Below are 19,524 nucleotides of genomic sequence, written 5' to 3' on the forward strand. Positions count from 1 at the left end.
GCCGGCGCGGCCCGGCGGGCCACGACCCGGACCTGGAAGAGCGGAGGAGACCTGGCATGACGGTGGCCGCGGTGCTCGGGGTCGACATCGGCACGTCCAGCAGCAAGGGCGTCCTCGTCGACCTGGCCGGGCGCGTGCTGCGCTCCCGCGTCCGGGAGCACCGGGTGGACCGGCCGCGACCCGGCTGGGTGGAGATGGACGGCCGCGTCTGGTGGGACGAGTTCGTCGCCCTCACCCGTGAGCTGTTGGCCCCCGGCGACGTCCACGTGGTGTCGGTCGGGGTCAGCGGGATGGGGCCGTGCGTGCTGCTCACCGACGCCGCCGGCACGCCCCTGCGCCCGGCCGTCCTCTACGGCGTCGACACCCGGTCCACGCCGCAGATCGCCCGGCTGACCGAGCGCTTCGGCGCGGACGAGATCCTGCGCCGGTGTGGCTCGACGCTGTCGACCCAGGCGGCGGGGGCGAAGGTCGCCTGGGTCGCCGACGCCGAGCCGGAGCTGTTCGCCCGGGCCCGGCGGCTGTTCATGCCGAGCTCCTGGCTGGTCTGGCAGCTGACCGGCCGGTACCTGCTCGACCAGCACTCGGCCAGCCAGTGCACGCCGCTGTACGACAGCGCGGCGCAGACCTGGTACCGCCCCTGGGCCGACGAGATCGCCCCGGGGCTGGAGCTGCCCGAGCTGCGGTGGCCCGGCGACGTGGCGGGTGCGGTCACCGCCGGGGCCGCCGCGACCACCGGGCTGCCGCCGGGCACCCCGGTCGTGACCGGGACGATCGACGCCTGGTCGGAGGCGGTCAGCGTGGGCGCCCAGGGCGTCGGCGACCTGATGCTCATGTACGGCACCACGATGTTCCTCGTGCACACGGTGCCGCACCCGCTGACCAGCCCGGCGCTGTGGGGCACGGTCGGCGCGCTGCCGGGCACCCGCAACCTGGCCGGCGGCATGGCGACCTCCGGGGCGATCACCGGATGGCTGCGGGAGCTGTTCGACGCCGCCGACTACCCCGAGCTGCTGCGCCTGGCCGAGCGCTCCGGGCCGGGCGCGCGTGGCCTGCTCATGCTGCCGTTCTTCGCCGGCGAGCGCACCCCCATCCTCGATCCCGACGCCCGGGGCGTCATCGCCGGCCTGACGCTCTCCCACGGGCGCGGCGACATCTACCGGGCGGCGCTGGAGGCGACCGGGCTGGCCGTGCGCCACAACATCGAGACCATCGAGGCGGCCGGCGGCGACATCCGCCGCGTCGTGGCGGTGGGCGGCGGCACCCGGGGCGACCTCTGGACGCAGATCGTCTCGGACGTCACCGGCCGGGCACAGCACATCCCGTCGGTCACCATCGGCGCGAGCTACGGCGCCGCGTTCCTCGCCGCCGGCGCGGTGCAGCGGGTCGACATCCACCGGTGGAACCCGATCCGGGAGGTCCGGGAGCCGCGCCCGGCGCTCGCCGCCGACTACGCGGAGCTGTACGGGCTCTACCGGCAGCTCTACGCCGGCTCGAAATCCGTCGCCCACGTGTTGGCCGCCCGGCAGACGCGCCTCGCGACCCCGCCCCAGCCAGGTACCGACGAGCCAGTGGAGGAAGTCAACCCGTGAGCAACTACACCATGCCGGTGCTGGTCGACCCGCCGGCCGCCGCCCCCCGGACGGTCTACACGGTCGCCAGCGGCGACCTGCGGCCGGCCGCGAACGTCACCGGTTGGCCGACCCAGCAACGCCTGGAGGCGGACCTCGCCGACGCGGTGACCGCCCTGGGCTGGCAGACCCGGCGGGCCCATCCGGTGGACGCCGCCGCGGGCCACGGCTTCATCGACAGCCAGCGCGCCGGCATCGAGGTCTTCCAGGGGATCCCGGTCGACGCCCCGCTCGTCGTCGTGGAGGCGGTGTGGCAGTACAGCCACCACGTGCTGGCCGGGCTGCGCGCCCACCGCGGCCCGATCCTGCTCGTGGCGAACTGGAGCGGGGAGTTCCCCGGCCTGGTGGGCCTGCTGAACCTCGCCGGCAGCCTCACCAAGGCGGGCGTGCGGTACTCGGCGCTGTGGAGCGAGGACTTCACCGACGAGTGGGCGCGCGACGGGCTGAAGGCCTGGCTGGAGACCGGCGAGGTGGTCCACGACGAGAGCCACGTGCGGGACCTGCCGCCGTTGCCGCCCGATCCCGAGGTCGCGCTCGGCGTGGCGCTGGCCCGCCAGCTGCGACGCCGGCCGGCCGTCGTCGGCGTCTTCGACGAGGGCTGCATGGGCATGTACAACGCGATCATCGACGACGAGCTGCTCAACCCGCTCGGCATCTTCAAGGAGCGGCTGTCGCAGAGCGCGCTGGTGGCGGAGATGTCGCGGGTGTCCGACGCGGAGGCGCACGCGGTGCGGGCGTGGCTCGACGCCGCCGGGATGACCTTCCACACCGGCACGGACGAGGCCACCGAACTGACCGACGCCCAACTGCACAGCCAGTTCAAGATGTACGTCGCCGCGCTGCGCATAGCCGACGACTTCGGCCTGGACGCGGTCGGCATCCAGTACCAGCAGGGGCTCAAGGACACGGTGCCGGCGAGCGACCTGGCCGAGGGGCTGCTCAACGACGTGTCCCGGCCGCCGGTCACCAGCCGGGACGGCACACGCGAGCTGTACGCGGGACAGGCCCTGCCGCACTTCAACGAGGTCGACGAGGGCGTCGCGGTGGACTCGCTGATCACCAACCGGATCTGGACCGCGATGGGGATGGACCCGGCCACCACCCTGCACGACATCCGCTGGGGGGAGTCGTACGGGCCGGACTTCGTCTGGGTGTTCGAGATCTCCGGCTCGGTGCCCGCGTCCCACAACGGCGGCTACGACCGGTCGTACAGCATGCGGCAGCCGCCGATGTACTTCCCGCTGGGCGGCGGCACCCTCAGCGGCGTCTCCCGGCCGGGCGAGATCGTCTGGTCGCGGATCTTCATCATGGACGGGGTGCTGCACGCCGACCTGGGCCGGGGCACCGTGGTCGAGCTGCCGGCCGCCGAGACGCAGCGTCGGCTGCGGGCCACCACCCCGCAGTGGCCGATCATGCACGCCGTGCTGCACGGCGTGGGCCGCGACCAGTTGATGGCCCGGCACAAGGCCAACCACGTCAACGTGGTCTACGCCGACGACGCCGACGCCGCCGACCGTGCCCTGCGGGTCAAGGCCGCGATGCTCGACGCGTTGGGGGTGCGGGTGCACCTGTGCGGCGACGTGGCGCTGTGACCCGTCCGGGTGGCCCGCCGCGGGCTCACCGGGCCCGGGCGGGCCCACCCGCGCCGGCGGCGGGCTGTCCGTCGGGCGGGGGCAGGGACCGGACCGAACTCTCGCGGACCCGCAGGGTCGTGCGCAGGGTGACGGTCGAGGACGCCTTCGCGGGGTTGGCGATCCGCTCGGTGAGCAGCGACGCCGCGGCCCGCCCCAGGTCGTACGTGGGCTGCGCGACGGTGCTCAGCGAGGGCCGCACCAGGTGGGCCCAGGGGATGTCGTCGAACCCGACCACGCCGCACCGGGTGGGCACGGCGACACCCCTGTCGACCAGGCACTCCACCGCGCCCACCGTCATCAGGTTGTTGGTGACGAAGACCGCGTCCGGCGGCTCGGCGGCGTTCAGCAGGGACGCCATGGCCCGGTAGCCGCCGTCCTCCCGGAAGTCGGCGTACCGGACCAGGTCCTCCGGCACGCTCCGGCCGGCCGCGCGAAGGGCCTGCTGGTATCCGCGTAACCGCTGGACGGCGGTGGAGATCCGCCGCGGTCCCGTGACGCAGGCGATCCGGCGGTAGCCGCTGTCGATCAGGTGGGCGGTGGCCGTCTCGGCGCCGTGGACGTTGTCCACGAGCACGGTGTCCACAGCCACCCCGTGCGGCTGCCGGTCGATGGCCACGACCGGCATCCCGGCCTCGGTGAGCCGGTTGATCAGGGCCGGTCGTCCCGACGGCGAGATGATCACGCCGGCCATCCGCTCGGCCAGGGCCGCCGTCACGTAGCGGGTCTCCTTCTCGGGATCCTCGTCGCCGTTGCACAGGACCACGGAGAAGCCCGCCTCCTGCGCCACGTCCTCGATGCCGCGCACCAGCGAGGTGAAGAACGGGTTGCCGATGTCGGAGATGATCACCGCCCAGAGACTGGTGCGTTGCCGGCGCAGGCTGCGGGCCACCGCGTTGGGCCGGTAGTCCAGGTCGAGCACCACCTGGCGTACCCGCGCGGCCAGGTCCGGATCCACCGACGAGTGCCCGTTGAGCACCCGGGACACCGTCGACGCCGAGACCTCGGCCACCCGGGCCACGTCGTAGATGGTCGTCATGCGGTCGTCCCCTGTCGGTGTCTCGCGCCCGGTCCCGCACCGGACCCCCGGATGCGACCGCACGAGCACCACCGTCCGTTGCGGCCCGCCGCCCGAGAGTGGTCGGCCCTGAGATCCTATATGGCAGGGAATCGATTTCTTCTGGGCGTCGTGCACCCGTCGCGACACCGCGTCGTCCGCCTGCCGCGTACGGCGCTGCGCCACACCGGCCGGCGGCACGCGCACCGCCGGCCGGTCCGGTCGCCGGGGGCGGGAGGCCACCCGGTGACCGGACCTGGACGCGGCGGTGTGTCGACGCCGCCTCGGCGGTGTCGGCGTCAGCCGCAGGAAGCGGCGCGGCAGGTCACCTCGATCTCGTAGAGCCGGGCCTGCCGGTCCCGGCTGGCGAGGACGTCGAGGCGCACGGCGGTCGCGCGGACCGGCGTGAAGGTGTGCGTGGTGACCTGGGTCGTGTTCCCGGTGACCTCGTCGAGCACCCGCCAGGTGCCGTCGACCAGGCCGGAGATCCGGTACGACGTCAGCTCGTACCCGCCGTACTGGTGCAGCCGTACGGTGTCGACCAGTTCCGCACCGGCGAAGTCGACCCGCAGCCAGTGGCTGTCGGCCGGGTCGGTGATCCAGCGGCTACCGGAGCTGACCCGGTTGCCGTCGATCACGTGCGCCGGCACGTACTGCCGCCACCAGCCCGACGCGCTGGCCTTCGCGCCCTCGGCGGCCAGTGCCACGTTGCGCCACACCGCGCCGACGGTCGTGGTGGCGCTCGCGGTGAACTGTCGGGGCTGGTCCGGCAGCACGCCGTGCGCGGCGTCGACCCTGACGGTGGCGCTCTGCTCGGCCGCGAGCCCGCGTACCCCCACGGTCAATGGAACCTCCACCACCGCGAACGGCGCGAGGCGCACCTCGGTCGGCGCCGGGGCCACCCACCCCTCGGGTACGACGGCGCTGAGCTGTGCCGTCACCGGCGTGCCGACGTCGTTGCGGAGCACCGCGGTGATCCGGGTGTCCACGTCCGAGTCCGGCCGGACCGTGGTGCGCAGGGGCAGGGCCGAGACGGTGAGCAGCGCACCGCGATCGGTGGGGGCCGTGCTCAGGGCGAGCGTGGGGAAGGCCTCCAGCTCCTGGTAGCGCGACCAGGCCAGCGTCATCTGCCAGGACGTCAGGCGGTGCACGACCGCCGTCACCTCGTGCCGGCCGTCGTTGCCGGCGTGGAGGGGGGTGCCGGCGAACTCGTCGGCGAAGAGCTGGTCGGCCAGCGCCCTGGTCCGCTGCACCGCGAGCTGGTTGGCGCCCTCGAACACCTTCGTCATGTACTGCGGATCGTCGCCGTTGTCCCGGGCGTACGCCTGGACCTGGCTGAGCACCTGGTTGCGGTAGACGTCGGTGTGGGCCAGCTCCTGCAGCGTCAACTCGACGTGCGCGGTGGCGGCGTTCAGCAGGATGGCCTGGCGCGCCTGCTGGAAGGGGATCCCCTTCGACCTGCCCGGGAAATTGGGCAGGCGTCCGGTCCGGCTCGCCTGCAACAGCGCCGCGCGGACCACCGACTGGGAGATCGACAGACCGATGTTCCAGCCGGACCAGCCGGCGAGCTCCCCGAACCGGATCCGGGGGGCGAGCAGCGACCGCAGCTCGGCGTCCACCTTGCCGGCCAGCGCGTCGTCGCCGACCGCGACGAGCCGGCCCCGGGCCACCGCGTCGTGGATCCGGTCGGCGAAGGGCTCCAGGTCTCCGCCCCCGGCGGTGTTCGCCATCAGCAGGATGTCGGCGTCGGGACCGTCCGAGGGACGGGCGCCGAGGGTACGCACGTACTCGTCGACCAGGGTGGCGTAGGGGACGTCCTGGTAGGGCGCCACCCACTGCTCGCCCGGGGTGCGGGACCACTCGACGTCGACCGTCGGGGCGGCGCCGAGCCGTTCGGTGACGTGCTTGGCGACCAGCAGCGCGCCGAGGATGTCGGCGCCCGGGTAGATCCTGACCCGGTCCTGGACCCCGAGCTGGGCCGTGAGCGCGGCCAGGCCCGCCTTTTCCAGGCGGTGCGGGCCGTGCTCGGTGGCGTCGTCCTGGCCGAGGATCAGGTAGTCGATGGTGCCCTTGGCGACCCGTTCGATCATGTCCCGGTTGATCTGGTGGTCCCGGGCCCGGGCACAGAGGAAGTCCGCCTTGATCTCCTCGGGGATCTCGCTGGCGACCTGCTCGTACTCGGCCCGGCGCTCCTCCTGCCCGAGGTTCTCCACCTGGTCCATCAGGACGGCCCAGCGGCGGATGGGACCGGAGTGGATGCCCGGGTAGCTGCTGGTCGGCTCGATGGTGAGGCGCATGATCACGTCGAACGCGTACAGCGGCTTGTCGGGGTTGCTCCGCTTCACCTCGTCCAGCACGGCGAGCCGCCGCCGGGCGTCAGCCAGGCTGGTCTGGCAGGTCCGGGAGGCGACCAGGCCGCCGTAGGCGAGCATCGGGGCCGCGACGACCGAGCCGTCCGCGTCGGCGGCGGCCTTGCGCCACCAGGCGCCGACCGCGTCGGCCTGGCCGTAGGTGAAGTACTCGCCGAGCAGGTCCTTCGGGGGTGTGAGCGCCTCGTGTCCGCCGGCCTCGGCGACCGCGACGGGCGTGTGCGCGGTGAACGGCCGGTCGTCCAGCGGTACGACGGCGAGCCGGCCCAGGTTGGCCGGCGGCGCGGCGGCTGCGGCCGGGGTCCCCGCCGGGGCGACCGCGAAGGTGAGGGCCACCGCGGCGGCGGCGATCACGCTCAGGGTTCGAGGTGTCAGTCGTCTGGTGCGACGCATCGGTTCACTTTCGTCATGGTGGTGGACGAGGTCATCGGGGATCGGTGGCGCGGTCACCGGGTGGCGGCGTACCCGACGGCCTTGAGGATGCCGAGGCCGTTGTGGGCGACCGGGAGGGTGCCCCGGGTGCCCTTGCACAGGTGTTCGGTCGTGTCGCTGTCACCGTCGAGGTCGTCGGCGTCGCGGGTGGGCAGGAACATCGCGGCCAGCGAACGGTCGAGCAGGGCGTAGAGCGCGTCCTGCCGGTCGGCCTGCTGCAACCGTTGGTAGCCGGCGGCGAACTTGGCCGGCACCAGCTCCTCGCGCAGCTCGGCGAGGATGCCGAAGCCGACGATGTCGTAGTACTTCGCCTCGGCGTTCTCGTTGGGCGGGGTGAGGCGGAAGAAGCCACCGAAGGACAGGTGCGGGTCGTAGTCGCGGGCGTCACCCGTCGGCGTCGCACCCTGGTTGTCCGGTGGGTAGTACGGGTCCACGGCCCCGGACGCGGTGTCGTCGACGCAGTCGAGCGGGTCGCTGGCCGAGGCGGTGTGCCAGCCCGGGAGGCTGGTGTACGTGGTGTAGAGGGTCGTCACGGCGGCAGCCGCGGAACTGGCGCCGTTGAGCTGGCGTTCGTGGTCGTAGAGTCCGGCCAGCCCGTACTCGATCATGTCGGTGCCCAGGGTCCCGCCGGCGATCCGGCCGTCGGTGTAGGTGCAGGAGCCCTTGCGGTGCCACCGGTTGTCGCGGCAGTCCGCGCGGTACGCGCTTTGCGCCACCACGCGGTTCTGGCTGGTGGCGGGGGAGTCGAAGTCGAAGGTGTACCAGTCCGCGCCGAGCTGTAGTCCCGTGGTGAGGAACTGCCGGGCGGTGGCGGCCGACTGGCCGTACCGGTTGTCCGGCGGCGCGACGGCCGTCTGCAACCGCTGCATGAACGCGATCGCGGTGAGGTTCCAGGTGGAGATCGTCGAGTAGAGGTTGCTCCAGCTGGAGATCTGGTCGACGTAGCCGCCCGGCGGGGTGGTGGGCTGGCCGAGTGCGTCGACGAACGGATGCACGCCGTAGGTCAGGTAGTAGGCGCGTGGGTCCTGCATCCGGAGCAGGAACTCGCCGATGCCGACGGCCGCGTCGAGGTACCCGGCGGTGCCGGTCGCCTGGTGGGCGGCCAGCAGCGCCTCTCCGCACGCCGCGTTGCCGAACGAGGTGAAGTAGCGGAGCTGGCCGTCCGGGGTGCTCGCCACCGCGTCGTCGAAGATCTTCGGCGCGTTCGGGTCCTTGGCGAGCCGGTGGGCGAGCACCGCGCCGGCGAACTCGTCGACGAGCCCGGTCTCCACGCTCGACAGGGACCGCTGCTCGTACGCCGCCCGCTGGTCGAGGTAGACCGAGATGAACTGGAGCGAGGTGCAGGCGGCGGTGCTCTGCCGCGGCCCGCCGATCGTGCACGGGCTCGCCGTGGTGCAGGTCCTGCCGGCGATCGCCAGCTGGTCGCCGTGGACGTGTTCGATGTCCCGGCGCAACCCGTTGCGGACCCCGTCGTGTGAGGCCACCAGCCAGTCGAAGTAGCTGTCGACGAGCGGGACCGGGGTGGCGGCGACGGCCGGGGCGGTCGGGACCGGCGTCGCGGCGGCGACGACGAGCGCGGCCAGCAGCGCGGCCGCCCGCGCCCTCACCGTCGTCCCCGATCCGGGGTCAGGACGATCCGGGGCTCGGCGGCGATCTCGCCGGTGCGGTTCCAGGGCAGGTAGAGGTGCCAGGCGTCGAGCCGGTCCACGCGGGCGGTCACCGGCGCCCGTCCGTCGCTGCCGAGGGCGAGCGTGGCCCCGGCGAACTCGTCGGCGAACAGCTTCTCCGCGTGCGGGACGGTGTTGTCGACCGCATAGGCGTTGATCTCGGCGAAGTGGGTGGCGATGTTCTGCGGGTCCGGCTCACCCAGCGCGGACGCGTAGGCGGTGGTGGCGGTACGGACGTTCGAGGCGCGGTACGAGTCGGTCTGCACCAGTTCCGAGATGGACAACTCGATGGTGGCTCGGGCCGCGTCGTGCAGGAGTGCCCGCCGGGCGGCCAGGACCGGCTCACCGACGGTGCGGGGCGCGCCGGGCGGCAGGTCACCGCGGAGCGAGCGTTGCCGCAGAGCCCAGCGGGACGTCGCCTGGGCGAGGCTGATGCCGATGTTCCAGCCGGAGTAGCCGGCCAGCTCGACGTACCGGATCCGGCCGTTGAGCAGGGACAGCAGCCGCCGGTCGGAGTGCCCGGCGATGGCGTCGTCGCCGAGGGCCACGAGGCGTCCGGCCCGGACGTGGGCCACCAGGCGGTCGGCGAACGGCGCCACCGACGCGGAACTGCCGCCCGTGTTGGCCATCAGGACCAGGTCGGCCTGCTCCGGCCGGTCCACGACCGTCCCGCCGAGGATGTCGACGTAGCCCTTGACGAGCTGGGCGTACGGGATGTTCTGGTAGGGCGCGGTCCACTCCTCGCCGGGCACCCGGGAGTACTCGACGCTGACCCGGGGGCGCACGTCGGCGTCCCTTACGGCGATCTTGGCAATGAGCAGGGCGGCCACCACGTCGGCGCCCGGGTAGATCACCACCCGGTCGCCGACGCCGAGTTCGGCGATGCGGGCGGCGAGCGCCTGGGACTCGGGTCGGTGCAGGCCGTGGCCGGTGGCGTCGTCCTGGCCCACCACGAGGAAGTCGAAGATCCCTTCGGCCGCCCATTCGATCATCGTCAGGTTGATCCGGTGGTTGCGCGCCCGGGTGGCCAGGTAGTCGTCGCGCACGTCGACCGGGATCTGGGACTCCAGCGCGTCGAGCTGCGGCCGCTTCTCCACCATTCCGAGGTTGTCGACCTCGTCCTTCACCGTGGCCCAGGCCCGCAGCTCGTTGCGCCACGGCCCCTCGGGGGTGAGCCGCATGATGGTGTCGAAGGCGTAGAGCCGCCGGTGTGGGCGGCGCTGTCGGACGGTCCGTACCGCCGCCAGCCGGGCGAACGCCTCGGCCTCCGGCACGGAGCTGTTGCGGGAGTTGAGCAGTCCACCGTAGGCGAGCATCGGTAGGGCGACGACCAGCGCGTCCGCCTGCGTGGTGGACGAGGTGAGCCACTGGCCGACGGCGCGGCCGTCGCCGGGGGCGAAGTGCCGCCCCAGGGTCTCCCGAGGTGGCAGGAGGGTGTCGTAGCCGGCGCCGGTGGCGATCTGTTGCGGGGCGTACCAGGTGTAGGGCCGGTCGTCGAGCGGGACCAGGGCGATCGTGCCGAGCCGTGGGGTCTTCGGTCGGGCGTGCGCCGGCGGGCCGAGTGCGGTGAGGCCGGCGCCGGCGAGGCCGGTGAGGCCGGCGGCCCGGAGAAGGCCACGGCGGGACAGGGCGTGATCAGGCATGTCGGCTCCTCGCGTTGCCGGGGGGATGCGCTGAGTCTTGGATCAGCGAGAGGCCCGGGTCAATACCGCCGGAGGCCGTAATACGTATTACTGCGTCCGTCGGCCCTTGACACCGGTTCTGCGGGCCGGGCAGCATCCTCCGCGACAACCATCGGCGATACGTGATGCTCAGAAGGTGGCCGATATCCGTGTCCGCAGGGCGGGGCAGGCTGACGCAGCACGAGATCGCGCGGATGGCCGGAGTGAGTCAGACGACGGTGTCGCTCGTGCTCAACGACCGGACCGAGGCGGCCTGGCGGATCGCCCCGGAGACCCGGGAACGGGTGCTGCGCGTCATCCGCGAGACGGGCTACGTCGCCGACCCGCTCGCCCGGCGGCTGCTGCAACAGCACAACCAGATCCTGGGCGTGTTCACCTACGAGTCGGTGTTCCCGAGCACCAGCGCGAACTTCTACCACCCGTTCATGTCCGGCATCGAGGCGTGCGCGGAGAGCATCGGGTGCGACCTGCTGCTGTTCACCAGCGCCCCCGTGAGCGGCGGCAGCCGCCGGATCTTCCACGACAACAACCGCATCCGGCTCGCCGACGGTTGCGTGCTGCTCGGTCGGGAGATCCCCCGCGACGAGCTGGCCCGGATGGTCGCCGGGGACATGCCCTTCGTGTCCGTCGGTCGACGTGACGACGCCCACCTGCCGTCCGGGGCGGGCGGTCCGGTGCCCTACGTCGGCGCGGACTACGCCCGGGCCACCGCCACCCTCGTCCACCGCGCCGTCGACCTCGGGCACCGGGCGCTGGCGTACGTGGGCGCCGGCGCCGGGGCCGAGTCCGCCACCGACCGGCTCGCGGGCTTCACCGCCGCGGTCCGGGAGACCGGTGTGGACGGCTGGCACGAGCCGGTCGGCGACAGGACCACGGCGGAGCTGCTCGACGCACTGCGCGCGGCCCGGGTCACCGCCGTCTTCTGCGAGGAACTGGTCGAGGCGGTGGCGGTGGCCGAGGCGGCGCGGGCCCGGGGCATGTCCGTGCCCGGCGACCTGTCCCTGGTGGCCCTCGGCGATCCCACCCGGCAGGCCGAGACCGACCTCGACTTCACGGGCTTCCACATCGCCCGCAGGGAGATGGGCTGGCAGGCCATCGAGGTGCTCGACGACATCCTGCACGGCCGCGACAGCGACCACCAGCGGCTGCTGCCCTGCACCCTGGTCGAGGGCGAGACCCTCGGGCCCCCGGTGACCGGCCGGGCGTGACCGACCACCGGAGGGCGCCGTGGGCGGGGCGCGGGACGTGACGCCGGGCGGCGCGGACGACCTCGCGGGGGACACCGCTCGGACCATCGGGCTGGCGAGCCGGATCCTGCTCGCCTACTTCGACGACGACATGGGCCAGGTCGCCGCCCTGGTCAACCCCCGGCCGCAGGAGGCGGTCGAGGCGCTGATCATCCTGGCCCAGTCGGCGATGGTGCAGGCCACCGGCGGGCCCGCCGAGGCGATCACCAGGCTGCGCGAGTTCGCCGTACGGGCCGAGATCGAACTGGGCGAGAACTACCCGGATCGACGGCGCTGACCCGGCAGCCGTACGGTCAGGCGCGGGTGATGCGTACCGCGTCGGCGACCACGTAGCCGCTGCCGCTGGTCCAGCGGCTCACCCCGACCTTGTTGCCGTCGCCGGCCGCGAGCGTGAAGACGCCGATCGACACCCACCGTCCACCGTTGACGCGCTGGTCGACCGTCACCGACCGGTTGCCCGAGGCGGTGGCGACGACGTACGGGGTCTGGGCGTTGTATCCGGGGTCGGCGGGGTACCAGACCGAGATCTCGTAGGTCCCCGTCTCGGGGACGTTCGCCCGGTACCAGGCGACGTCGCTGGCCGAGGTCGGGTTCGCGAACCGGTAGTCGGTGCCGAAGCGCTGCCCGGAGTACGACGACGTGCTCCAGTTGGCGCCCGCCGTGAACCGGCCGGACGTGGTGTTGTCGATAGTGGTGGTCCACTGCTGCGGGGGCGGCTGCTGCGACGTGCTCACGTCCAGGTAGTTGCGGTCGATCTTCATCGTCACGCCGCCCCAGGTCTCCGTCACGTCCCCGGCGTACTGGTGCAGCCGCTGGTGGTTCGCGTAGTAGGCGTCGGAGCAGTAGCTCCCGGCGTCGGTGTCGGCCACGCCGTTCCACCAGGCGATCCAGATCTGGTCCAGCCTGGTGTAGCTCGCGTTGTTGTACTCCAGGCAGACGTCCTTGATGCCCGAGGATCCGCTGGAGTACATGCCGGCCAGGTAGCCCTTGGTGTGCAACCGCTCGACCCAGCCGGACAGGAACGACAGCACCGCGGCGCGGCACGACGCGGTCGTCGGGTAGTGCTCGATGTCGTTGTAGATGGTGCTGCCGGCGCCGATGCCCAGCGCCTGCGCGGCGCTGGCGGCGCTGTCGGCGGCGGTGCGGCCCTGCGAGCGCGCGGTGGCGGGGTCGGCGGACATCTTCGGCGCGCGAGTGCCGCAGGGGGCCTGGTAGCCGAGTTCGATGGGGATCAGCCGCCAGCCGTTGGCGACCTGGTTGGCGACCCAGGTCGCCGTCAGGTTGGGCTGCGCGCAGGTCCGGCTGGCCCCGCTGATGTAGATGCCCACCGCGCGGTACGGCGAGCTGGCCCGCCAGGCGTTCATCGCCGACTGCGACGGGGCGGTGCAGGTGTCGAAGCCCTTGCCGACGAAGGTGCCGGGCTGCGGACCGACGGCGGACACCGCCACGGACTGCGGCTGCGGGGCCGGCGCCGACTCGGCCACGGCCGCCGAGCCGAGCGTGACGGTGAGCCCCGCCGCGGTGGCGAGGCCCAGCAGCCAGGTGGTGGTCCTTCTCATCCCGGTCTCCCTCGAAGGTTTTCTTGCACGAGGTTGAAGTCAGTGAAGAACTTTTACACACCCATCGAAGGTTGGCAATAGTGTCAGATTGGTGACGCGTCGGTTACCAGGCGCAGGGCGCGTAGTCCTTCAGGAAGCAGCCGTACAGGTCCTCGCCCTGCTCGCCGCGGACGATCGGGTCGTACACCCGGGCCGCGCCGTCGACCAGGTCCAGCGGGGCGTGGAAGCCGGCATCCGCCAGCCGCATCTTCGTCGGGTGGGGCCGCTCGTCGGTGATCCAGCCGGTGTCCACGCTGGTCATCAGGATGCCGTCGGTCAGCATCTCCTGGGCGCTGGTGCGCGTCAGCATGTTCAGCGCGGCCTTGGCCATGTTGGTGTGCGGGTGCCCCGGCCCCTTGTAGCCGCGGCCGAACTGGCCCTCCATCGCCGACACGTTCACCACGTACTTGCGGCGGGCCTTCGCCGCGGCCATCGCCGGCCGGAGTCGACTGACCAGTACGAACGGCGCCGTCACGTTGCACAGTTGCACTTCCAGCAGCTCGACCGGGTCGACCTCCTGCACCCGCTGCACCCAGCTGTTGACCGGGTCGAGGTCCGGCACCAGGCCGCCGGCGTCGATGGCGGTGGCCGCCGCGATCCGCTCCGGCGAGGCGGAACCGCTGGTCAGCGCGAGGGCGGTGAGCGCGTGCGGGGTGAGCGGGGTCGACTGCGGCGAGGCGGTAAGGCCGCCCGCCGTCTCGCCCCGCCCGGCCGGCTTGGCGAACGTGACGATCTCCGGCAGGGGGCCCTCGGGCAGGGCCGCCGCCTCCGCGGCGACGAGCTGCGCGTACGCCCCGGGGCTGCGCCGCACGGTCTGCGCCGCGTTGTTGATCAGGATGTCGAGGGGGCCCTGGTCGCTGACCGAGTCGGCGAGCGCGATCACCTGGGCGGGGTCGCGCAGGTCGATCCCGACGATCCGCAGGCGGTGCAGCCACTCCCCGCTGTCGGGCATCGCCGCGAACCGGCGCACCGCGTCGTGCGGGAACCGCGTGGTCACCGTGGTGTGCGCGCCGTCGCGCAGCAGCCGCAACGCGATGTACATGCCGATCTTCGCCCGGCCGCCGGTGAGCAGCGCGCGCCGGCCGGTCAGGTCGGTACGGGCGTCGCGGCGCTCCCGGTTCAGCGCCGCGCAGGACGGGCAGAGCTGGTGGTAGAAGGCGTCCACCTCGCGGTAGCGCTGCTTGCAGACATAGCAGCCGCGCGGGTTGTGCAGGAAGCCCGCGGTGGTGCCCTCGGTGGGGGAGGCGAGCGGGATCCCCTGGGTCTCGTCGTCGATCCGGCCCGGCGCGCCGGTGGCGGTGGCCGCCGTCACCGCGCGGTCGGCCGCCGCGATCGCGTCCCGCCGCTCCTCGCGCCGGCGCTGCTTGATCACCTTGTAGAGCCGCGCGGTGGCCCGCTGTACGCGCACCACGTCGGGGTGATCGGGGGGCAGGTCCTCCAACGCCTCGAAGACGCTGAGGCAGGTCTCCAGTTGGCTCCGGTCGATGCCGTCGTGGCCGGTTTCGGTGATGTTGTCCGCCGTCATGCCGTCGCTGTCTCGTCCCGTTTCCGCGCCGTGTCTTCCCGGCCCACGCCAAGTCCGACCCGGAACTGTACGTCACCGCACGGGTGCCGGCGCATCCCGCGCCCGCCGACCGGCCGGGGCCCACGCTCGGGCGGACGATCCACGCGCCCCCGGCCCGCGCCTGTCCGCGGGTGAACGACGACGGCCGTACGGCGAACGCCTCCGCCCTCACCCGCGCCGACGGGACGGGCGCTCGTGTTCGATGCCGGCGGGCGCGCCGCCTGGTCACGCCGGGCCGGCGCCGTGCCGGCCCGGGCGTGGGGCGGCGCTCCCCGTCCTCACCGCGTCGCGGCCGCCGGCGACGCCGTCCGCTTGTCCCGGGCAGCCGCGCCGCCGGGGACCGGCACCCCGCCGGTGCCCGCATCGGCGAACGCGCTGTCCCCGAGGCCCGGAACACCAGCGACCGCCGCGTTGTTCGCGGCGCGGCGGCGGCGGGCCCGTACGACGGCTGCCGCCGCCACCATCGCCGCCAGGGACATCGCTGCCGCCTGTAGCAGCGGCACCCTCCTGCTGCGTCGACGCCTCATGCGCACTACCCCTCTCAGTTCCGAGTCCGACCTTGTTCACATCGTGGGGACACCGCAGCGGCGGCGAGGGACGATTCGCCGCAATCGACACAATCGGGTCATGCTGTCGCCCTCGCTGTGGACCGGTCTGTGCCCCGCCGCCGTGCCGGGACATGGAAACCCGCCAGCGGGTCCCCGACCGCTGCGGCTTCCTCGCTCTGATCGTGCTCACGGGCGCCTGGTTACTTTACCGTCCGGAAGGTAAAGTAACGGGGTGCGACCGAGCCAGCGAACCGCCGTCCTCGATGCGGCCATGACCCTGATCTCCGCCGAGGAGGGCGCGAACATCACCCTCGACGCCGTCGCCCGGCAGGCGGGGATGACCAAGCCGGGACTGATGTACCACTTCCCGACCCGCGACGCCCTCCTGCTGGCGATCGTCGAGCACGCCGCGCGACGGGTCGAGGACGCGATGCTCGCCACGCTCGCGGTGCCCTTCGACCAGGCGACCCCCGCCGCGCGGATCCGGGCCTACGCCCGCGTGGCGTACGGCGGCGACGCCAGCCGCGCGGAGTACGCGGTCGCCGCGGAAGCCGCCTACCGGCCGGCGCTGTCGGGGCCCTGGGTCGGGCGGCTCGCCAAGTGGTTCGACCTGCCACCGGACCTGCCACCGACCACGCGCGCCCGGCTCACCCTGGCCCGGCTGGCCGCCGACGGCCTCTGGAGCGCGTTCGCCACCGGCCTGTTCCCACCCGAACCGCAGGACCGCGACGCCCTCGTCGCGCTCATCGAAGACCTGACCGCGGAAGGCGACGTTTCGTGAAGCAGTGGCTGTACCTCGCCGGAGCCATCGGCCTGGAAGTGAGCGGGACCCTCGCGTTGCGGGCGGCCAACGACCACCCCGCGTGGATCGCGCTGGTCGTCGTCGGCTACACCCTCTCCTTCGCCCTCATCTCGCTGGTCCTGCGCGAGGGCATGCCGATCGGCGTCGCGTACGGCATCTGGGCTGCCAGCGGGGTCACCCTCACCGCGCTGCTGGCCGCGCTGCTGTTCGGCGACGCCCTGACCTGGGTGATGGGGCTCGGCTTCGCCGTCATCGTCGCCGGGGTCCTGCTCGTCGAACTCGGTTCCCACCAGGCGGAATCGGGGCACACCGCGCCGCACGACGTCCACCACGAGCCAGAGGGGGCGCGATGAGCTGGGTCTTCCTGGCCGCCGCGATCGCCTTCGAGGTCACCGCCACCATGGCACTGCGCGCCTCCGAGGGGCTGCGCAGGAAGGCATGGGCGCCCGTCGTCGTCGGCGGCTACGTGACGTGCTTCGTCTTCCTCAGCCTGGCGCTCCGCGCCGGCATGGCCGTCGGCGTCGCCTACGGGGTGTGGGCCGCGGCCGGCATCGCACTGACCGCGATCATCGCGCGGCTCGCCTTCAACGACCCGCTCACCAAGGTCATGATGCTCGGCATCGGTCTCATCGCCGGCGGTGTGCTCCTCGTCGAACTCGGCGCCACGTCGGCGCACTGAGCCCGCACCTCGGCCCTTCGGCGTCATCCGCCGGGCGAGGCCGGTCACGCCCGTCCTCGCCCCCGCCCGGGGGCGTGCGTGGCGGCACGCGCGTTGGCACAATGGCCGGGCTGTCGACCCGGACGGGGAGTGGATGCCGACGATGACCGAGAACCACGTCCAGCCGAACGAGACGACGGTGCCGCTGCTGCACTGCGTGTCGGCGGAGGAGACCCTGGCGTTCTGGCGTGCGCTCGATTTCGAGGTCACGTACGAGCAGACGAAGCCGTACGTCTACCTGGCGTTCCGGTGGAGCGGGTTCGAGCTGCACTACGGCGGCGCGCCGAGCGGCGTGGACCCGTCGGCCGAGAACACCGGCGGTTGCCTGGTGATGGTCGACGAGGTCGCGCCCTACCACGCGGCGTTCAGCGAGGGGATGCGCCGCACCTACGGCAAGGTGCTCGCCAAGGGACGCCCCCGGATGACCCGCTACCGTGCCGGTGCGTCGCGGTTCAGCGTCGTCGATCCGTCGGGGAACACCATCATCTTCATCCGACGCGACGAGCCGGCGGAGCTGGAGTACGGCGGTTCGAAGCGGTTGCAGGGGCTGGCCCGGGTCCTCGACAACGCGCGGATCCTGCGCGAGTTCAAGACCGACGACCTGGCCGCCTTCCGGGCGCTCAATTCGGGGCTGCGTCGGCACGGCGAGGCGGCGCCGGCCGTCGAACAGGCGTTGGCGCTGGCCGGGTTGATCGAGCTGTCGCTCGCGCTGGGGAAGTCGGAGCTGGTGCCCGACTGGGGCGGCCGGCTCGCGACCCTCCCGTTGACCGCACCGGAACGTGCCCAGGTACGCCAGGCGGTCGCCGATCCCGCCGCGCTCGGGCCGTGGTTGCCGGACCCGGACTGACGGTCCGGGGCCGGATGATCGTCGCCTCTGCGAAGGTGGGGGCATGGCCGCGCTGTTCCGCACCCGTCTGACCGACTGGACCGTCGTCACGCCGCTGCTGGCGATCCTGGTGTTGATCCTGACCTGGGGGCGCGACCTGTCCGGCCCCGTCGTGGTCGTGGTGGCCGTGTTGCTGGCGGGCGCGGTGCTGGCCGCCGTGCACCACGCCGAGGTGGTGGCCCACCGGGTGGGGGAGCCGTACGGCTCGCTCGTGCTCGCCGTGGCCGTCACCGTCATCGAGGTCGCCCTGATCGTCACGCTCATGATCAGCGGTGGCGAGAAGACGCAGTCCCTCGCCCGCGACACCGTCTTCGCCGCCGTCATGATCACCTGCAACGGCATCCTCGGGCTGTCGTTGTTCATCGGGGCGCTGCGCCGCCGGGTGGCGGTGTTCAACTCCGAGGGCACCGGCGGGGCGCTGGCCACCGTGGCGACCCTCGCCGCGCTGAGCCTCGTGGTGCCGACCTTCACCACCGGCCAGCCGGGCCCGCAGTTCACCCCGGCGCAGCTCGCCTTCGCCGCCGTGGTCTCGCTCGCCCTCTACGGCCTGTTCGTCATGGTGCAGACCGGCCGCCACCGCGACTACTTCCTGCCCGTCAACAGCCAGGGCCGGGTGCTCGACGCGGAGGGACACGCCGAGCCGCCGTCGGACCGGGCCGCCCTGCTCAGCCTCGGCCTGCTGCTGGTGGCACTGGTCGCCGTGGTGGGCGACGCCAAGTCGGTGTCCCCGGCGATCGAGTCCGCCGTCGCCGGGGCGAACCTGCCCCCGTCGTTCGTCGGCGTGATCATCGCGCTGCTGGTGCTGTTGCCCGAGACGATCGCCGCAGCGCGGGCCGCCCGCCGCGACCGCGTGCAGATCAGCCTGAACCTGGCCCTGGGCTCGGCCATGGCCAGCATCGGGCTGACCATCCCCGCGATAGCGATCGCCTCGATCTGGTTGGAGGGCCCGCTGCTGCTCGGCCTCGGCGGCACCCAGGTGACCCTGCTCGCCCTCACCGTCGTCACCGGCGTGCTGACCGTGGTGCCGGGGCGGGCCACCGTGCTCCAGGGCGGCGTGCACCTGGTGTTGCTCGCCGCCTTCGTCTTCCTCGCCGCCAGCCCCTGACCGTCGCCGCGACCGTCCGCCCGACCCACGCGCCGCCGAGCCCGCCGCCCGACCCACGCGCCTGGGCGGCACGGAGAATTGCGGCGGGGTGTTCGACGGCCTCGGCCGGACGGATCTCGCCGAGGGCGGGCACCACCGCGCGGTCGGGAACTTCGAACGGTCGCTGCGGTATTTCCGCGACAGCGCCCGCCGACGCGGCCCGACGGCCCGTTTCTGCACGGCCCCGACGGCGAAGGCGGCCCGTAACCGATCGACACGAGCCGGTCAATTTCTTGATGCCGCCTGCTGAGGAAGTGCCTGGCCGTGTCCACAAAGGCCAAATCGGCGCGTCCGAGCAGCGCGTGCGGAACTGTTCCGAACGGCGCAGACCCTTTTCCGCATCACCGACCGCCGGTGACACTTTCAGCAGATCTGGCCACACGGGACGACCTTTCGCACTCGGAGCCGAATGGCGGAGTGAAGGCAGACGACGAATGTCCGCCCGAACCGAGAAGTGCCGGCGCCCCTGGCACGTCGCCCGGCCAGTCCGACACTGATCCACAGGAACAGGGGAGACATGAGCAGGTCGAGCAGCACAGCACGCGCAGCAT

Annotated in this window: 16 protein-coding genes; 9 read left to right on the forward strand and 7 right to left on the reverse strand. The window is 72.7% G+C overall.

Going from position 1 to position 19,524, the window contains the following annotated elements:
- The first annotated feature begins 56 nt into the window (after positions 1-56).
- Both ACLQ20_RS10410 and ACLQ20_RS10415 read left to right on the forward strand, forming a co-directional pair.
- Complete coding sequence (locus ACLQ20_RS10410) at positions 57-1,589, forward strand: FGGY-family carbohydrate kinase (protein WP_358117922.1); 1,533 nt, start codon at positions 57-59, stop codon at positions 1,587-1,589.
- On the forward strand, positions 1,586-3,220 hold the full coding sequence (locus tag ACLQ20_RS10415) for a fucose isomerase (protein WP_425855178.1): 1,635 nt from the start codon (positions 1,586-1,588) through the stop codon (positions 3,218-3,220). Before ACLQ20_RS10410 ends, ACLQ20_RS10415 begins: the two co-directional genes overlap by 4 nt.
- 25 nt (positions 3,221-3,245) lie before the next feature.
- Here ACLQ20_RS10415 and ACLQ20_RS10420 read toward each other — a convergent pair whose 3' ends face one another.
- The 4 genes from ACLQ20_RS10420 to ACLQ20_RS10435 form a co-directional block, all read right to left on the reverse strand.
- A complete protein-coding gene (locus ACLQ20_RS10420) occupies positions 3,246-4,298 on the reverse strand; it encodes a LacI family DNA-binding transcriptional regulator (RefSeq protein ID WP_151454161.1) in 1,053 nt (350 codons plus the stop codon).
- 317 nt (positions 4,299-4,615) lie between these two features.
- On the reverse strand, positions 4,616-7,078 hold the full coding sequence (locus tag ACLQ20_RS10425; protein WP_425855180.1) for a DUF4127 family protein: 2,463 nt from the start codon (positions 7,076-7,078) through the stop codon (positions 4,616-4,618).
- A 53-nt stretch (positions 7,079-7,131) separates the two neighbouring features.
- Complete coding sequence (locus tag ACLQ20_RS10430; protein ID WP_425855181.1) at positions 7,132-8,724, reverse strand: hypothetical protein; 1,593 nt, start codon at positions 8,722-8,724, stop codon at positions 7,132-7,134.
- A complete protein-coding gene (locus ACLQ20_RS10435) occupies positions 8,721-10,427 on the reverse strand; it encodes a DUF4127 family protein (protein WP_425855183.1) in 1,707 nt (568 codons plus the stop codon). Before ACLQ20_RS10435 ends, ACLQ20_RS10430 begins: the two co-directional genes overlap by 4 nt.
- 164 nt (positions 10,428-10,591) lie before the next feature.
- Here ACLQ20_RS10435 and ACLQ20_RS10440 point away from each other — a divergent pair, with 164 nt between their 5' ends.
- A complete protein-coding gene (locus ACLQ20_RS10440; RefSeq protein ID WP_425855185.1) occupies positions 10,592-11,674 on the forward strand; it encodes a LacI family DNA-binding transcriptional regulator in 1,083 nt (360 codons plus the stop codon).
- 19 nt (positions 11,675-11,693) lie between these two features.
- The gene (locus ACLQ20_RS10445) at positions 11,694-11,990 is read left to right on the forward strand and encodes a hypothetical protein (RefSeq protein ID WP_327028263.1); all 297 of its coding nucleotides are present in this window, start codon (positions 11,694-11,696) and stop codon (positions 11,988-11,990) included.
- Between the two features lie 16 nt (positions 11,991-12,006).
- Here ACLQ20_RS10445 and ACLQ20_RS10450 read toward each other — a convergent pair whose 3' ends face one another.
- The 3 genes from ACLQ20_RS10450 to ACLQ20_RS10460 all read right to left on the reverse strand — a co-directional run bounded on the left by ACLQ20_RS10450 (position 12,007) and on the right by ACLQ20_RS10460 (position 15,378).
- The gene (locus tag ACLQ20_RS10450; protein ID WP_327028264.1) at positions 12,007-13,272 is read right to left on the reverse strand and encodes a glycoside hydrolase domain-containing protein; all 1,266 of its coding nucleotides are present in this window, start codon (positions 13,270-13,272) and stop codon (positions 12,007-12,009) included.
- A 103-nt stretch (positions 13,273-13,375) separates the two neighbouring features.
- Positions 13,376-14,836: an SDR family NAD(P)-dependent oxidoreductase gene (locus ACLQ20_RS10455; protein WP_151454167.1), complete on the reverse strand. Its 1,461-nt coding sequence runs from the start codon at positions 14,834-14,836 to the stop codon at positions 13,376-13,378.
- 317 nt (positions 14,837-15,153) lie between these two features.
- The gene (locus tag ACLQ20_RS10460; RefSeq protein ID WP_425855188.1) at positions 15,154-15,378 is read right to left on the reverse strand and encodes a hypothetical protein; all 225 of its coding nucleotides are present in this window, start codon (positions 15,376-15,378) and stop codon (positions 15,154-15,156) included.
- Between the two features lie 316 nt (positions 15,379-15,694).
- Here ACLQ20_RS10460 and ACLQ20_RS10465 point away from each other — a divergent pair, with 316 nt between their 5' ends.
- From ACLQ20_RS10465 to ACLQ20_RS10485, 5 genes are all read left to right on the forward strand, one after another.
- On the forward strand, positions 15,695-16,204 hold the full coding sequence (locus tag ACLQ20_RS10465; RefSeq protein ID WP_425855189.1) for a TetR/AcrR family transcriptional regulator: 510 nt from the start codon (positions 15,695-15,697) through the stop codon (positions 16,202-16,204).
- On the forward strand, positions 16,201-16,578 hold the full coding sequence (locus ACLQ20_RS10470) for a DMT family transporter (protein WP_425855190.1): 378 nt from the start codon (positions 16,201-16,203) through the stop codon (positions 16,576-16,578). The genes ACLQ20_RS10465 and ACLQ20_RS10470 overlap by 4 nt, the downstream gene beginning before the upstream one ends.
- The gene (locus tag ACLQ20_RS10475) at positions 16,575-16,904 is read left to right on the forward strand and encodes a DMT family transporter (protein WP_393168474.1); all 330 of its coding nucleotides are present in this window, start codon (positions 16,575-16,577) and stop codon (positions 16,902-16,904) included. Before ACLQ20_RS10470 ends, ACLQ20_RS10475 begins: the two co-directional genes overlap by 4 nt.
- A 142-nt stretch (positions 16,905-17,046) precedes the next feature.
- The gene (locus ACLQ20_RS10480; RefSeq protein ID WP_425855191.1) at positions 17,047-17,790 is read left to right on the forward strand and encodes a glyoxalase; all 744 of its coding nucleotides are present in this window, start codon (positions 17,047-17,049) and stop codon (positions 17,788-17,790) included.
- Positions 17,791-17,833: 43 nt separating this feature from the next.
- On the forward strand, positions 17,834-18,934 hold the full coding sequence (locus tag ACLQ20_RS10485; RefSeq protein WP_192581366.1) for a calcium:proton antiporter: 1,101 nt from the start codon (positions 17,834-17,836) through the stop codon (positions 18,932-18,934).
- Positions 18,935-19,524: the final 590 nt, after the last annotated feature.

This window comes from Micromonospora sp. DT46 (assembly GCF_049841735.1).
Lineage (GTDB): Bacteria > Actinomycetota > Actinomycetes > Mycobacteriales > Micromonosporaceae > Micromonospora > Micromonospora reichwaldensis.

What these genes read in the sequence shown, in the direction of transcription:
- ACLQ20_RS10410 (WP_358117922.1), top strand. Translation starts at nt 57, where the DNA reads ATGACGGTGGCCGCGGTGCTCGGGGTCGACATCGGCACGTCCAGCAGC.
- ACLQ20_RS10420 (WP_151454161.1), bottom strand. Translation starts at nt 4,298, where the DNA reads ATGACGACCATCTACGACGTGGCCCGGGTGGCCGAGGTCTCGGCGTCG.
- ACLQ20_RS10425 (WP_425855180.1), bottom strand. Translation starts at nt 7,078, where the DNA reads ATGCGTCGCACCAGACGACTGACACCTCGAACCCTGAGCGTGATCGCC.
- ACLQ20_RS10435 (WP_425855183.1), bottom strand. Translation starts at nt 10,427, where the DNA reads ATGCCTGATCACGCCCTGTCCCGCCGTGGCCTTCTCCGGGCCGCCGGC.
- ACLQ20_RS10440 (WP_425855185.1), top strand. Translation starts at nt 10,592, where the DNA reads ATGCTCAGAAGGTGGCCGATATCCGTGTCCGCAGGGCGGGGCAGGCTG.
- ACLQ20_RS10450 (WP_327028264.1), bottom strand. Translation starts at nt 13,272, where the DNA reads ATGAGAAGGACCACCACCTGGCTGCTGGGCCTCGCCACCGCGGCGGGG.
- ACLQ20_RS10455 (WP_151454167.1), bottom strand. Translation starts at nt 14,836, where the DNA reads ATGACGGCGGACAACATCACCGAAACCGGCCACGACGGCATCGACCGG.
- ACLQ20_RS10465 (WP_425855189.1), top strand. Translation starts at nt 15,695, where the DNA reads ATGACCCTGATCTCCGCCGAGGAGGGCGCGAACATCACCCTCGACGCC.
- ACLQ20_RS10475 (WP_393168474.1), top strand. Translation starts at nt 16,575, where the DNA reads ATGAGCTGGGTCTTCCTGGCCGCCGCGATCGCCTTCGAGGTCACCGCC.
- ACLQ20_RS10480 (WP_425855191.1), top strand. Translation starts at nt 17,047, where the DNA reads ATGACCGAGAACCACGTCCAGCCGAACGAGACGACGGTGCCGCTGCTG.
- ACLQ20_RS10485 (WP_192581366.1), top strand. Translation starts at nt 17,834, where the DNA reads ATGGCCGCGCTGTTCCGCACCCGTCTGACCGACTGGACCGTCGTCACG.